The organism is Pigmentiphaga litoralis (assembly GCF_048632615.1).
Classification (GTDB): domain Bacteria; phylum Pseudomonadota; class Gammaproteobacteria; order Burkholderiales; family Burkholderiaceae_B; genus Pigmentiphaga; species Pigmentiphaga litoralis_B.
Map to the genome: position 1 here is coordinate 4,775,956 of NZ_CP184479.1, position 14,224 is coordinate 4,790,179.

General features: G+C 65.1%; 16 protein-coding genes and 1 pseudogene. 16 read left to right on the forward strand and 1 reads right to left on the reverse strand.

The window, feature by feature from the left end; genetic code table 11:
* Positions 1-134: 134 nt before the first annotated feature.
* On the reverse strand, positions 135-1,823 hold the full coding sequence (locus ACNANG_RS22025) for a ShlB/FhaC/HecB family hemolysin secretion/activation protein (RefSeq protein ID WP_420224803.1): 1,689 nt from the start codon (positions 1,821-1,823) through the stop codon (positions 135-137).
* A 357-nt stretch (positions 1,824-2,180) separates the two neighbouring features.
* Between ACNANG_RS22025 and ACNANG_RS22030 the strand changes: the two genes are divergently transcribed.
* From ACNANG_RS22030 to ACNANG_RS22105, 16 genes and pseudogenes are all read left to right on the forward strand, one after another.
* Entirely contained in the window at positions 2,181-2,972 is a 792-nt protein-coding gene (locus ACNANG_RS22030; protein ID WP_420224804.1) for an MHYT domain-containing protein, read from the forward strand.
* A 123-nt stretch (positions 2,973-3,095) separates the two neighbouring features.
* Positions 3,096-3,269, forward strand: a complete 174-nt coding sequence (locus ACNANG_RS22035; RefSeq protein ID WP_420227632.1) for a Flp family type IVb pilin — start codon at positions 3,096-3,098, stop codon at positions 3,267-3,269.
* 47 nt (positions 3,270-3,316) lie between these two features.
* Entirely contained in the window at positions 3,317-3,856 is a 540-nt protein-coding gene (locus ACNANG_RS22040) for an A24 family peptidase (RefSeq protein WP_420224805.1), read from the forward strand.
* Positions 3,857-3,895: 39 nt separating this feature from the next.
* Complete coding sequence (locus ACNANG_RS22045) at positions 3,896-4,069, forward strand: Flp family type IVb pilin (RefSeq protein ID WP_420224806.1); 174 nt, start codon at positions 3,896-3,898, stop codon at positions 4,067-4,069.
* Positions 4,070-4,229: 160 nt separating this feature from the next.
* On the forward strand, positions 4,230-4,850 hold the full coding sequence (locus ACNANG_RS22050; RefSeq protein WP_420224807.1) for a TadE/TadG family type IV pilus assembly protein: 621 nt from the start codon (positions 4,230-4,232) through the stop codon (positions 4,848-4,850).
* Complete coding sequence (locus ACNANG_RS22055; RefSeq protein ID WP_420224808.1) at positions 4,847-5,356, forward strand: TadE/TadG family type IV pilus assembly protein; 510 nt, start codon at positions 4,847-4,849, stop codon at positions 5,354-5,356. The genes ACNANG_RS22050 and ACNANG_RS22055 overlap by 4 nt, the downstream gene beginning before the upstream one ends.
* Before the next feature lie 83 nt (positions 5,357-5,439).
* A complete protein-coding gene (gene cpaB, locus ACNANG_RS22060) occupies positions 5,440-6,420 on the forward strand; it encodes a Flp pilus assembly protein CpaB (protein ID WP_420224809.1) in 981 nt (326 codons plus the stop codon).
* A 36-nt stretch (positions 6,421-6,456) separates the two neighbouring features.
* Positions 6,457-7,752: a type II and III secretion system protein family protein gene (locus ACNANG_RS22065; RefSeq protein ID WP_420224810.1), complete on the forward strand. Its 1,296-nt coding sequence runs from the start codon at positions 6,457-6,459 to the stop codon at positions 7,750-7,752.
* Positions 7,753-7,781: 29 nt separating this feature from the next.
* The gene (locus ACNANG_RS22070) at positions 7,782-8,393 is read left to right on the forward strand and encodes a hypothetical protein (protein ID WP_420224811.1); all 612 of its coding nucleotides are present in this window, start codon (positions 7,782-7,784) and stop codon (positions 8,391-8,393) included.
* A gap of 70 nt (positions 8,394-8,463) precedes the next feature.
* The gene (locus tag ACNANG_RS22075) at positions 8,464-9,075 is read left to right on the forward strand and encodes a hypothetical protein (RefSeq protein ID WP_420224812.1); all 612 of its coding nucleotides are present in this window, start codon (positions 8,464-8,466) and stop codon (positions 9,073-9,075) included.
* A 49-nt stretch (positions 9,076-9,124) separates the two neighbouring features.
* Positions 9,125-10,485 (forward strand): annotated as a pseudogene (locus ACNANG_RS22080) (CpaF family protein).
* Positions 10,485-11,432 (forward strand): type II secretion system F family protein, encoded by a 948-nt coding sequence (locus ACNANG_RS22085; protein ID WP_420224813.1) that lies wholly within the window; start codon positions 10,485-10,487, stop codon positions 11,430-11,432. The pseudogene ACNANG_RS22080 and the gene ACNANG_RS22085 overlap by 1 nt, the downstream one beginning before the upstream one ends.
* A 10-nt stretch (positions 11,433-11,442) precedes the next feature.
* Positions 11,443-12,417, forward strand: a complete 975-nt coding sequence (locus ACNANG_RS22090) for a type II secretion system F family protein (RefSeq protein ID WP_420224814.1) — start codon at positions 11,443-11,445, stop codon at positions 12,415-12,417.
* Positions 12,417-13,070, forward strand: coding sequence for a tetratricopeptide repeat protein (locus tag ACNANG_RS22095; protein ID WP_420224815.1), 654 nt, complete (start codon positions 12,417-12,419; stop codon positions 13,068-13,070). The genes ACNANG_RS22090 and ACNANG_RS22095 overlap by 1 nt, the downstream gene beginning before the upstream one ends.
* Before the next feature lie 14 nt (positions 13,071-13,084).
* Positions 13,085-13,417, forward strand: coding sequence for a hypothetical protein (locus ACNANG_RS22100; protein WP_420224816.1), 333 nt, complete (start codon positions 13,085-13,087; stop codon positions 13,415-13,417).
* A 66-nt stretch (positions 13,418-13,483) separates the two neighbouring features.
* On the forward strand, positions 13,484-14,221 hold the full coding sequence (locus ACNANG_RS22105) for a DUF3613 domain-containing protein (RefSeq protein ID WP_420224817.1): 738 nt from the start codon (positions 13,484-13,486) through the stop codon (positions 14,219-14,221).
* Positions 14,222-14,224 lie beyond the last annotated feature (3 nt).

Below are 14,224 nucleotides of genomic sequence, written 5' to 3' on the forward strand. Positions count from 1 at the left end.
GAAATCAGGGGCCGCGAGAATTCGCGGCGGTGGGATCGACACACTGCGCGAAGGGCTTGGAAAGCGGCGGAAGAGGGCCAGAACGGCGGGGGCGTTACGTAGCGCCGGAAACAGCGTTACGTAACGAGACTGCGTTATTCGAACTGGAACGAATAGTTGGCGTTGAAGCGCAATGGGCGTCCATTGGCGTTGACCGGACGATCGCCGACAGGCTTGGCCAGATTGAGATCGAGCGCATACCGTTTCTGGTCCGTCACCCGCAGTCCTAGGGCCACGGAAGCCAGCTTGCGCGTCGCCAACGTAAAGCGGCTGTCGTTCAACGACGCGCGCGCGGCATCGGCCACGACATAGGGCTGCACCACCGGCACATACGTCAGGCCCGTGGCAAAGCGCCGGTTGACTTCGAATGCCGCGCCGTAACCCTTGTCGCCGCCGACTTCGCCAGCCGGATAGCCACGCGCGAATCGTTGCCCGCCGAACGTGATCTGCTCTGACGTGGGCAGTGAATTCGAACTGTACTGGCCCAGGGCCGACAACGACAGGCCAAATTGCGCGGGCAGCGTCAACGATTGCGTGCCGCCCAACATAAAGCGCGTGAAGTCGAGGTCGTAGTTCACGCCGATGCCCTGCTGGTTCTGCCGTGCATCCAGCGCGTCCAGTCCCTTGTTGATGCTCGCGGTCAGGCGGCGCGATTGCAGCAAGGAACTGTCGGCGTAAGTGACGTCGGCATGCAGTACCCGCAGATGGGTCGTCAGTTGCGCCGATGCGCCCGTCGCCTGGCTGCGGTACGTATCGCGGCTGCTTGACGCGTAGACCCCTGCGGTTCCGGTCAGTGCCTGCTGGTTGCTGATGATAAAGGGATAGCTGATGCTGACGCCGGCCCGCTGGTTCTGGATCTCGCGGTCCAGTCCTTGCGCCTGCAGGATGTCGTTCTGCGGCTCCGCGCGATAGCTGAATGCATCGGCCTTGATCGTCATGCCATCGCTTCCGATCGGCACCACCACGTTGCCTGCGTAGTACTGCAGTTTGTCGCTTCCGCTGGGCACGGCCGCCATCAGCTGCACCTGCTCCGCCAGCGGGGTAAGGCTGCTCGTGGTCGCCGTCACGATGGCATGGGTCCCGGTGCTCAGGTTGCTGATCCCGGCGTCGAAGCGGAAGGCCTTGTGTTCGACGGCCAGCGTCAGTTCCGTCGCGCCGTCGGCCCGTTTGGGCAAGCTCAGTTCCGGCTTCATCTTCATGCCAGCCACGGTGGCCATCAGGTTCAGCTGACGTTCCAGCGTCTTGCGGGTCAGCGGACGTTCCTGCTCGATGACCCGCGCGTAGTCCTGCAGCTTGGCGATGGCCGGTCCAACGTCGCCGCTGATCTGCGTACTGCCGACGTAGCCTTCGACGACCGTCACCTTGACCAGCCCGCCGGCAAAGTCCTGGTTCTGGATCAACGCGAATGACAAGACATAGCCTTGCTGCCGATACAGCTCGGTGATGCGGTCGGCGGCACCGATCAGCTCGGCCACGGTGGTGGGCTTGCCTGCCAGCGGCTCCAGGATGGCGACGACATCAGCAAAGGGAAGCGCCGTGACGCCGGTCACATCGAAGTTGGCGGGCGTGATGATCCTGGCCAGGGTGGACTGCTGCGCGTCCGATGACGGCGTTTGAGGCGTGACGACCGGCGGCGCAGCTGGCGCGGGATTGGCGGGGCGAGGCGGCAGCGTGTCGAGCGGGTTGCCCAATCCTGGGCTGTCAGCCGCATGGGCCATATAGGGCAGAGCAGCAAGCAGCGCTGCGGGCAGCCAGGCAGTGCGCAGACGAGGGTGATGGGGCATCCGAAAAAGCCTCGGGACAGGTGTTATCAGCACGGGTGATTGGTCGCAAGTTTGGCACACGGACGTGGGTGGAAACACCCTGTGGCGCGATTAACTCAGGGTTAACAGCAGCTTTGTTCACGTTGGGACGATTGTGGGACGGTCGTGGTCGATACTCGCTAACTGAAGTATGTCCAATAATGTTTCTTATTAATTGCTCGCGGAGTTTCGATTTTCCCGTCTGTGATGGTGTGATTACCAATTGGTTATTTCGAAATCAACGTTTGGTCGGTTGATATCGCAGCGGCGAGATATTGAAAGCGTTTGATTTATCCCTGTAGTTTAGCTAGTAACAGAGAGTTACCTGGAAAGAGACAGATGCAACCCGGCGACATCATTCCTTTGCAATTCGACAGCGGTCTGGTCGCTCTTTCTTTTGCGATTTCGGTGCTGGGCGCCTATGTCGCGCTGCTTGCGGCAAGCCGGATCCGGACGCCCGACAACCGCACGCACATGGGTTACGTGGTTGCGTCGGCCGTCGCCCTGGGCGGTGTAGGCATCTGGGGCATGCATTTCATTGGCATGGCCGCTCAGATTATTCCGTCACGCGTGGCTTACGGTGCGCCGTTGACGCTGTTCAGCCTGGTGGTAGCCATGGCCTTTTCCGGTGCTGCCCTGTGGTTCGTCGGCCGCGCGCGGTTCACGCTGGCTCGCTGCGCCATCGCTGGCGTCGTGGCCGGGCTGGGCGTCGTGGCCATGCATTACCTGGGCATGGATTCCATGCGTATGTCGGCGGTCTTCGAATGGAACCGCTGGCTGGTGACCGCCTCATTCGTGGTTGCAGTCGTTGCCGCGACCGTGGCGTTGTGGCTTGCGTTCAACCTTTATACCGAATGGCAGCGCATCGGCGCCGCGGTGTTGATGGCGCTGGCGGTGTGCGGCATGCACTACCTGGGCGTGGCAGCTGGCGCCATCGTGTGCACCGTTCCACGCGACTTCAGTGGCCTGCAGTTCGACGGTGATGTCCTGCCGTATGCCGTCTTCCTGATTTCGCTGGTGAGCCTGATCGTGATGCGCGTGGAAATCTACCGCAGCAGCCGGGACAGCCACCTTCAAATGGCAAGCAAGCTTGAGACGGTGCTGACCACGCGCCAGCAGGTTGAAGGATAGATGCAGTAAACGAATGTTTCGGAATCCATGACAAGATTGGTTGGATACCGCAACTTCGATATCGAGATGCATAGACGCGTTCGAATAAGATTATCGAAAAGTCCACTGAAGTTTCGGGAGTAAATAATGCACACGGTTTCCAGGTTTTTCAAGGACGAGGATGGCGCAACCGCCATTGAATATGGTTTGATTGCAGGGCTGGTGGCGTTGGGCATTATCCTTGCTTTGACAGCACTGGGCGGCGATTTAAGCCAGTTGTTTAATCGAATCTCGACGAAGGTCACAGCCATTACTTGATTCCGTACCGGTCGTTCCTTACCGGCTCCGGGATTTTGGACACCCATATGTTCGACGTCATTCACCTGGTCAGTTTTCTTCTGGTCTGTGCGGTTGTCGCAGCCACTGACCTGAGCGTGCGCAAGGTGTTCAACGTGGTGGTCTGCACGGCGCTGGTCGCGCAGGCGGGCTTTCTTGCGTTGGGTGCGGGTGGCGCGAGCCATCTGGTTACCGAACTGGAACCGGCGGTCACCGGTCTCGTGGTCGGATTCGTGCTTCTGCTGCCGCTGTATGCGTTTCGCGCCATGGGTGCGGGAGACGTCAAGTTTTTTGCGGTGTTGGGATGGTGGATGGGTCCTGCGTCTTTGCTGCCGGTGTTCGTGGTTGCCAGCCTGATGGCAGGCATGCACGCCCTGGTCCAGGGCGCCAGCGGATCCCTCTGGCATGTCGCGGCGCGCGATATCGGTGAACGGCTTGTTGCCGTACTGCCGTTGCGCGCGACGTGGCGTTCCACGACCGACCCGCAGGGAAGCCGGCCACGGCGCGGAATTCCGTACGCCGCCTATATGGCGGTGGGAGCGGTGGGAATGCTGGTCTGGCAATCGTGATTTGCCGGCAGCAATAAGTGGACGTTCAAGGAGTCAATCATGCAACAACACATCACGGATTTCCTTCGGGAAGAAGAGGGCGCCACGGCCATCGAGTATGGCCTGATCGCCGGTCTGGTCGCTGTCGGGATCATCGTGGCGCTGACCGCGCTGGGCACCGACCTGTCGGGATTGTTCACCCGTATTTCAACCAAGCTCAAGAGCGCGACGTAACGAGCCCGCTGGGCATCGCCGTTTGAGCCCCGGGCGGGGCAGGGCCCCGCCCAACCATCACAAGGAGACCGCCACGGCCTGACTTCATGTGTTGCGGCACGCAGTGCCGTTCGTATCCCTCGACAGAGGCAGAATTTTTGGGTTGAGCAGGGGAAGCACGATGCGTGGTACCGGCAAGACGAGGCCTGGCAATGGCCGCCGTGTCGACTATGCACCAGGACGTCAGTCCGGGGTTTATGCGATCGAATTCGCCATTGTTTTCCCGATTTTCTTTTTGTTGTTCTACGGCGTGCTGACGTTCGGCCTGATCTTTACCGCCAAGCAGTCGTTGACGCTGGCGGCCGAAGACGGCGCCCGCGCGACATTGCGATATCGGCTGGTGACGACGTCCGGCAGCTCCGTGATGATGGCGCAGCTCAACGAGCGGCTGTCGCTGGCCTGTCAGGTCGCCGCCGATCGTGTGAGCTGGCTGCAGAACGCGGGCGCCGCACCGACCTGTGAGGCCGTCATCAACGGCCGCTGCGCCAACGCCGACGGAACCGCCGGCGCATCGATGTGCAGTGCGCGCTTCACGGGCGGTGTGCCGAGCGCCAGGGTGTTCTGCGGCTATCAGGCAACCGACCAGTGCCAGGCCACGCTCACGGTCGCCTACAACTACCGCGCCAATCCGCTGGTCCCCACCATGCCAGGGCTGGGGCTGGTCGTACCCGGCAATCTGCAAGGCGTGGCGACCGTCACGCTCGATCCGGCCGTGCTGCAGCGCATGGGGACGGGGGCATGATGCTGCGCGCCGCGTCCCATGCCGCCAAGGCGGATTCGCGCCCGGGCCTTCGCTTGCCGCAGCAGGGCCGGCAACGCGGTGTCGCGGCGCTCGAGTTCTCGCTGGTGTGCATGCTCTTCCTGCTGATCTTTTTCGGTATCGCCAGCTATGGCGCCTTGCTCGTGGTGCAGCAGACCTTGTCGCGCGCGGCGCAAGAAGGCGCTCGCGCCATGCTGCAGGCCTCCATCGCGCCGTCGCCGACCGCCACGGCCAGCGCCATGGGCTGTTCGGCAGCCAATGCTTCGATGGTGTGGCTCAATCAATTTCGCCAGACGCTTGGCCAAGGTCCGGTCGTTTGCGCGCCGACCATACAGCCGTGCACCTACAGCGCGGTGCTGACCTGCGGCACGGTCGAGGTCACCTATGCCAACTACCGCAACTACCCGCTCATTCCTGAACTGGTCCCACTGGGCGCGTGGCTCGAAACGGTCTTCGGGCCGGGCAGCAACTGGATTCCCTCAACCTGACGTCCCGCGGCACCGTGCAGATCGGCGCGACCGCGAGCTGAATCGTTTTCCATAGCCATGCTGACCTATAAGGCCCCGAGTCGATGAACAATGTGACCAAGATCGTTGCAGCGCTGCTGGTCCTGGTGGCCCTGCTGCTGGGCGTGTACGCGCTGATGCTGGTCCGGACGCCGGACGCCCCGCCGCCGGCCGAGGCCAGCAACCCCGTCTCGCAGGCCCAGTTCCAGGTCGTGGTGGCGGACAAGCTGCTGCCTGCCGGCACGGTGATCGACCCCGCGTCGCTGAAGGTCGTCCCGCTGCCGATCCATCCCGCCGGCAGTTTCACGACAGTGGCGGCCCTGGCTGGCAAGATTCCCAAGATCGATATCGGCCCCGGCACGCCCGTCGTGGATGCGACGCTGGCCAAGGGCCTGACGCTGCAATTGAAGGAAGGCGAACGCGCGGTCGCGGTGTCGGTGGACGAGGTGGTCGGCAGCGGCAATCGCGTGACCCCGGGCGACATGGTCGACGTCTTCTTCACCCTCAAGCAATCGCAGGACATCAGCAAGACCCAATCGCGTCTGCTGCTTTCGCGGCTGCGTGTGCTGACGTACGGCCAGGACTCGGTGGACGGCCCGCCGGCATCCGAGGAAACCCTGCGCAACAACGGTCCGGTCGTGCCGCGCACGGCCGTTATGGCCGTTCCCACCGCCGACGTAAATCGCCTGTTGCTGGCGACGCAGAACGGCCGCCTGCAACTGGCGCTGCGTCACCCTACCGATCCCACAGTGCCGGACGTGGCCTTGTTTCCCGAGGTGCCGACGGTGCTGGCGGCCAAGGGCACCTTGACGCCCGAGCAGCGCCAGGCACTTGGCAACGCCGACAACCTGGCCTACGCCGGCAACGAACTGAGCGGCCTGGCGGGCGAGGGGCGCACCGCGCCGCCCCCGCGCGCGCCGTCGCAGGCGGCGGCTCCGCGTCCCGCCGCGCCTCGGCCCGTGGCGGCGGCGCCGACGCCACCGCGTGTCCAGCCGAATACGGTGGAAGTAGTGCGCGGCACGCAGCGTGAAACGGTCAGCTTTTAAGTGGACAGAGCATCGATGACGACAGGACTTTCAAGGATGGATCTCCGCAAATGGCCGCTCGCTGCGGCGCTGGCCCTGTGTTGCAGTGCGCCCGCCAGCGCGGCCGATGACGGCCCGCGGCAGGTGTCCGTTGCCGTGCGCGATCAGTATCAGCTGTCGATTCCGGGTGCGCTTGAACGCGTGGCCGTCGTGGATCCGGAAGTGGCGGATGTCGTCCTGGAAAAGGCCACGGAGACGCGCCGCGGCAGCGTTGCGGTGGTGGGCAGGAAGCCCGGCACGACCATGGTGTCGGTGTGGCTGCGCGGGGTTGAAGCCCCGCAGATCTATCTGGTGCGTGTGACCGGCGACCTGGCGACCTTGCTGCCCGACGAGGGCGTCAAGACCCAGATCTACGGTGATACGGCCGTCATGAGCGGCCGTGCCGACTCCCTGCTGTCGCATCGGCGCGCGGCAGCGGCCGCCGACAACGCGGTGGGCGCGCAGCAGGTCTTCGACAACTCGGTGGTCGAAGCAGGCGGTGTGGTGCAGGTCGAGGTGAAAGTTGTCGAATTCAACAAACAGACGCTGAAAGAGGCGGGCTTCAATTTCTCGGCCAGCAATACCCGCGGTTCCTTCAACTTCGGGCTGGCCAGCCAGATTGCGCCCACCGGCGCCATGTTCGACCTTGGCTTGGGCTTGACGCGCGGAAACTTCCTGCTCGACACCAATCTGCGGCTGCTGGAATCGAACGGTCTGGCGCGGGTACTGGCCGAACCGACGCTGGTGGCACTGTCGGGGCAGAGCGCCAAGTTCCTGGCCGGCGGCGAATTGCCCGTGCCGCAGGCGGGCGGTCTGGGCACCACGACGGTGGTCTACAAGCCCTTTGGCATAGGCCTGACCGTGACGCCGACGGTGCTGTCCAAGGACCGCATCGCGCTCAAGGTTGCGCCCGAGGCCAGCGATCTGGACTACACGAATGGCGTCAACATCAACGGCACGCAGATCCCCGCGATCATCACGCGGCGTGCCGATACCACAGTGGAATTGGGTGATGGCGAAAGCTACGTGATCGGCGGGCTGGTGTCGCGGACGACGTCGTCGAACCTGTCGAAGCTGCCCCTGCTCGGCGACCTGCCGATCATTGGCGCCTTCTTCCGAAGCATGAACTACCAGCAGCGCGAAAAAGAGCTGCTGATCGTGGTCACGCCGCGGCTGGTGCGGCCGATCATGAAAGGCGTGGCGTTGCCCTTGCCGGGCGCGTCGCAGGACAAGCGCGATACCCCGGCGAATGCATGGGGCAGTTATGTGTTGGGAATTGCCAGCGGCGATGAGCTGCCAGGCTTTTCCAAATAGGGCTACGAGGTCGCCCAGGAGCAAGACTTATGAACGCGCGAACCAAGGAGTTGGCCAGTTTGCACGATGCCCGCCGTTTCCTGTTCTTCACGACAGACAACACCGCCGCCCAGCACCTGGCCGCCGCATTGGCCGATGACGGGATGATGGTGCAGGAAGACGCGGCATCCGATCGCCTGTCGGTCAGGCTGGCCGAACTCATTCCCCAGATGGTGTTCCTGGATTTCGGGATCGACGAATCGCAACCCGGCAAGATGGCGCAGGCCACCGAGCTGGCGCGCCAGCTGGCCCGCGTCGCGCCGACGCTGCCGGTGGTCGCGGTCGGCTCGATCACCCGGCCCGAAGGCGCGATCGCCGCGCTGCGGGCCGGTGTGCGGGACTTCATCGACCTGGCCAACGAAAACGAAGTGCAGGACGTGGTGCGCCGAGTCCTGCAGTCCAACGGCGGAGGCCGCTCGCGCCGGCCCGGCCGCGGGCAGCTGATCGTGATTCTGGGTGTGCGGGCAGGGGTAGGCGCAAGTACCCTGGGCGCGCATCTGTCGACGCTGGTCCATATGCAGATGAGCGCCCCCCGGCCGCGCCGGAAGCCGGCCGGAAAGCCCCGCGCCCGGCGCCGGCTCGCAGAAGGCGGCGCTGCTTGACCTGGGTTGGCCCATCGCCGACGGGCAGCTGTACCTGAACGTATCGGGCACTTTCCACTTTGCCGAGGCCGTGCGCAACCTGCGCCGCTTTGACGAAACGCTGGTCAATACGGCGCTGTCGCGCAGCGCAAGCGGTGTCACGGTGATCCCGCTGCCGCGCGACCTGAGCGAGATGCGGACGGTGTCCCATGCGGATTCGCTGGGCCTGCTCGAAAAGCTGCGCGAGCACTTCGGTGTGCTGCTGGCCGACCTTGGCGGGTTCACCAATCCCGAGTTCGTCGCCAGCCTGGTGCGGGCGGCCGATCAGACCTGGCTGGTGACCGATCAGGGTGTCGGATCGCTGGTGTCGCTGGCCGACATCCTGCGCGATCTGGATGGCCGCGACGTCGATCGTTCCCGTCTGCGCCTGGTGGTCAATCGGTATGACGAACGGTACGGCATGACGTCCGACCAGATCGCGGAACGTTTTGGGGTCGAGCTGCTGGCGTCGTTGCCCGACCGCACGCTGGCCCTGATGAGCAGCACCAACCAGGGCCGCCTGCTGCACGAGGTGTCCGATCGTGACCCCTATGTGCGCGCGCTGCAGAACCTGGCCGACGTGTTGTCGGAACGGACCGAGAAGGCAGGCACGAACAAGTGGTTGTCGCGCTGGCTGCCCGGTGTGCAGAAGCACCTGGCCTAGCCATGGGCATGCACCGGGCATTTGAGTTCACTGGGATAGAACAGGAATCATGGACATGACGGCTTCTATCGAATTCGCCGATGACGGCGTGGCCTTCGTCAACACGCAACGCTTTCACGACGTGAAGGCGGCCGCGCACGAGCACCTTCTGAGCCGGATCGAAGAACTGGGCGCGGAGTTTGGCCGGTGGTCGCGCGCGGCCATCCAGCAGTTCGTCGACCTGGAGGTCGACAGCTTCGTGCGCCTGCGCCGGGTGCCGATCAATGAAAGCGAACTGCGCCAGGTGTCCGCCGCCCTGACCAAGGAACTCGCGGGCCTGGGTCCGTTGGAAGACCTGCTGGCCGATGCCGCCGTCGAAGATGTCCTGATCAACGGCTATGACAACGTGTTCGTGTCGCGCCGCGGCATCCTGGCCAAGGAAAGCCTGCGCTTCAGCGATAACAATCATCTGTTGCGGATCGTGCGCCGCATTCTCGCGCCGCTGGGACGGCGGCTCGACGAATCCAGCCCGATGGTGGATGCGCGCCTGCCCGACGGCGGCCGTCTGAACGTGGTGATCGAGCCCCTGGCCGTCGATGGGCCGATGGTGTCGATCCGGAAGTTTCGCAAGGACCCGCTCAAACCCAACGACCTGCTCACCCTGGGTACCTTCAATGAAGAGATCCATCGCCTGCTGAGCGTGGCCGTGCGCGAACGCTGCAACATCCTGGTGTCGGGCGGCACCAGCTCGGGCAAGACGTCGCTGCTGAATGCGCTGGCCTTTTTGTGCCCGACACCGAACGTGTGGTGACCGTGGAAGACACCGCCGAACTGTCCCTGAACCACCCGCATGTGGTGCGTCTGGAATCGCGGCAAGGCGGCTTCGAAGGCGCGGGCGCGGTCACCATTCGCGACCTGATCCGCAACAGCTTGCGCATGCGTCCCGACCGCGTGGTGGTCGGCGAAGTGCGCGGTCCGGAAGTGATGGACATGCTGCAGGCGATGAACACGGGTCACGAAGGGTCAATGGCGACCATTCACGCCAACTCGCCGCGCGAGTGTCTGTACCGGATCGAGATGCTGGCGGGTTTTGCCGGCTTCCAGGGCAGCGAAGACAGCCTGCGCCGGCAGATCGCCAGTGCCCTCGACTTCGTGGTGCAGATCGGCCGCCTGTCGAACGGGCGCCGGCGCATCACTTCCATTTCCGAGGTGACCGGGATGGGTGACAACGTCATCGCCACCCAGGAACTGTTCCGCTACGAAAGTTTCGTGACGCCCGATGGGGAAGAAAAGGATCGCTGGATCTCGCTCGGCATCCATCCTCACACGCCCAAGCTGGCGAAGTACCGCGACCAGTTGCGGGCGCCGACGCCGGATGCGCCGGCGCCCGCCGCGGGCGGCAACGGCGGCTTCTGGTCGCGAGGCCGCTGATGAGCGTCGCGGTACTGGGCATCCTCTGCATGGCGCTGCTGCTGGTCGCGGCGGCGCTGTGGCTCTGGCAGTCGTCGTCGGCGCGCACGCGCCGCAACGCCGCGAGTGCGTTCGTCGAACAGCAGCTTGGCCGGTCGGTGGCGTCGGTGGCGCCCGCGGCGGCCCCGCCTCCAGAGATCCAGACGGGTCGCGCGCCCATGCGCGTTTCGGGCATCGGCGGTCATTGGGACAACCTGTTGCTGCGCGCCGGCATGACAGGCGACACGCGTTTCTATGCGCCCATGATCGGCCTGCTGGTGATCCTGCCCCTGGTGGCGCTGCTGTTCAGCGGCGTGCTCGGGGCGGTCATTACCGCCGGATTGGTTGTCGTTGGCACCTATTTCCGCCTGTGGTACGCAGCGAGCAAACGCAACGCAGCGATGGTGCGCCAACTCCCCGGACTGATCGATGGGCTGGTGCGCCTGATCACGATCGGCAACAGCCTGGGCTCGGCCTTCCATACCGCAGTGCCTGGCGTCGAGCGCCCTTTGTTCGACGTGCTGGAGCGCGCCAATCAGTTGAACCGGGCCGGCATGGAACTGGATGCGTCGCTGTTCTATGTCGCGCGCCTGTATCGCTTTCGCGAACTGGAACTGGTGGCCGCCGTGATCGGCGTCGCGCTGCGTTTCGGCGGCCGCAGCGACATGGTGCTCGAGCGGATGGCGGGCTTCATGCGCGACCTGCAACAGGCGCGCGAAGAATTGCACGCCTTGTCGGCCGAGGTGCGTCTGTCGGCCTGGATCCTGGCGCTGCTGCCGATCTTCGTGGCCGGGTTCATTGTCATTTTCAACAATGCGATGTTCATGGGCATGTGGGACGACGCGTCGGGCAAGAAGATGCTGCTGGGCGCCGTGTTCCTGCAGGTGGCCGGGTCTTTCTGGCTGTATCGCATGGCCAAGTCGGTATGAAGGAGGCCGCATGACCCCGCAACTTCTGACCGCAGCCGCCTTGGTGGCCCTGGCCGCCGCCTTGTTGCTGGCGGGTCTGTCGCTGCTCTCGCGCTCGTCACGCCAGACGCGCAGCCAGCGCACCGTCAATTCCGCGATCACGGCGCGCGAGCAGCCCGAACTGGCAGACGCCATGGCCCGCGCCGCCGCGCCGGGCTCGCGCGACCGCATGCGCGCCATGTTCGACAGCACGGCCGAGCTGGGCCGCAAGTGGGGCGAGGGCCGCATTGGCGCACAACTGCTGGCCGCCGAAGACCGCTTGCTGGTCGATCGCTGCGGCTTCAAGGATCCGGTGCGGGCACGGTCCCAGTTCATCTTCGCGCGCGCGGTGTTGGGACTGGCGCTGCCCCTGGCGATATGGCTGTATCTGGAAGGCTCGCATTCCTTCAAGGTCATTGCCTTCGGTCTTTTCATCGGTTTTGGTATCGGCTACATGCTGCCCAAGTGGGTGCTGCAGAAAGTGGCGAGCGCGCGGGTCAAGCGGGCCGCCGACGAACTGCCGCTGTTGATCGACCTGCTGCGATTGCTGCAGGGCGTGGGCCTGTCCATCGACCAGAGCCTGCACGTCATCGTGACCGAGTTCGGCCGCGTGATTCCCGTGCTGGCGGGCGAGCTCGAAATCGCCACGAACCAGCACGCCCGCGGCCTGGGGCGGGAACAGTCGCTGCAGCGTCTTGCGACCGGCTTCGACAACGAAGACCTGGCCGCCGTGGCCCGGCTGATCGTGCAGGTGGACAAGCACGGCGGCGCGGTGCAGGAACCGCTCAAACAATTCAGCGAACGGGTGCGCGAGCAGCGCCGCATGTTGCTGAAAGAACGGGTCGGCAAGCTGACGGTAAAGATGACCGGAGTCATGGTGCTGACCCTGTTGCCCGCGCTCATCATCGTCACGGCCGGCGCGGGATTCCTGGCCGTGTTCCGCGGTCTGGCTCGATTGGGAAGCTGATGACACACGACACCACATCGCGTTGCCGGAAGGGCGCCGCCACCTTGATCGCGGCGGGCGGCATGCTGCTTGCCGCGGGCTGCACGACGCCGAATGGTTATGGCATGAGCCAGCAGCAGATCAACGAAGAAGCAGTCATGCGCCAACAGGTCGCCAACCAGGAGCCGGTCGCGGACAACCGGGGCATGTATCTGTCGATGATCCGCGAGATGCAGGGCAAGGGACTGTATTTCGCCTCGTTGGCGCACGTCGATGCGTTCGAACAGAAGTACGGCGTGGCGCCCGATGTCGGATTGCTGCGGGCGCACGGCCTGCGCGAATCGGGGCAGGCCGCGCAGGCCGAGGCGGTCTATCGCAAGCTGCAGGATACGTCGGTAGCTGCCGCGGCGTCGCAAGGCCTGGGGCTGGTGGCGGGTGGGCGGGGCGACTTCACGGGCGCGGTTGCCGCGCTGCGCGAGGCGGCCCGGCGCGATCCGACCAATGCCCTGATCGTGAGCGACCTCGGCTACGCCCTGCTGCGCCAGGGGATCTGGCGGCGGCGCGTCTGTCGATCGCGCAGGCCGCCGAGCTTGCGCCCACCAATCAGAAGATCGTCGGCAATCTGGCCTTGTATTTGCTGGTCGCAGGCGAAGAGGGAAGGGCGGACGCGGTGATGGAGAAAGCCGAGATGCCAGCGGCCACGCGTGCCGCCGTGCGCCGCCTGGCCACCGGCCTGCGCGTGCCAGAACAGGCGCGGGCGATGCCTGCGGTGGCGTTGGCCACGGCGGCACAACCGGTGTCGCAGGCGATGTCGCAGACGCCCGGCGGGATGCGTGATCGGGATGCCGCGGCCGTCCAGGGCGCGAGTCCGAGCGCGACCCCACGCGCGCCTGTGCCTGCCTATGCTGCGCCGGCATCGCCGATGAACAGCGCCAATGCCGTCACCGCACCACCGACCGACCGGTCCTTGCCGCCCGAGGCGCCGATGCAATCCCTGCTCGACCGCTTTTCTTCCCCTTAGCCGCCCGTGCCGACCTTGGACTGACGCACGCCTTACCTAGCCTGAATGACGAACGGAAATACGGCCATGACTTCCACCCGCAACACACTGATGTATCGCCTGGCGCAGGCGCTGCCGATTCTGATGACACTTGCCGCGCCGCTGGCGGCGCACGCCCAGAACTCGCCCGTGACCGGGACCATGATGCAGACCGATGGACAGCCGGATGCCGACGCCGCGGCCGCCCGGCAACAGTCGGAAGCCGTTGCCGGCCGCGAACGCGCGCTGCAGGAGCAGGCCATGCAACGGCAGGCCGCCGAACAGACCGCGCAGCAACGCGCGCGGCAACCCGCGCCGCCCGTGGCTGCGCCATCCACGCAGCCAGCCACGGGTCCGTCCGTAGTCCGGCAGTTGCCGAACCCGGCCGCGCCGCAAGCCGCCGCAGCGCAGGCCGCGCCGCAAGCCGCCGCCGCGCAGGCCGCGCCGCAAGCCGCCCCGCAAGCCGCCCCGCAAGCCGCCCCGCAATCCGCGCTGCAATCCGCGCCGCAAGCTGCCGCCTCGCAAGCCGCGCCGCAAGCCGCCCTGCAAGCCGCACCGCCGCGGTCCACTGCCCCCGCCCCGGTCCCTCAGCCCACCATTACCGGCACGCCTCCCGTCGGCGACGTCAGCCGCAGCGCTCTGGCGATGCAGGCGGACGGCCGCTACGCCGGTCCCGCCGTCCCGACCCTCGGCGCCACCACGCGCGCCACTTGGGACCGCTATGTCCAAAGCTTCCGGACGCCTATCCCCGAGTTCTACCCGACGAATTCATCGCCAAAGAATTGAGAT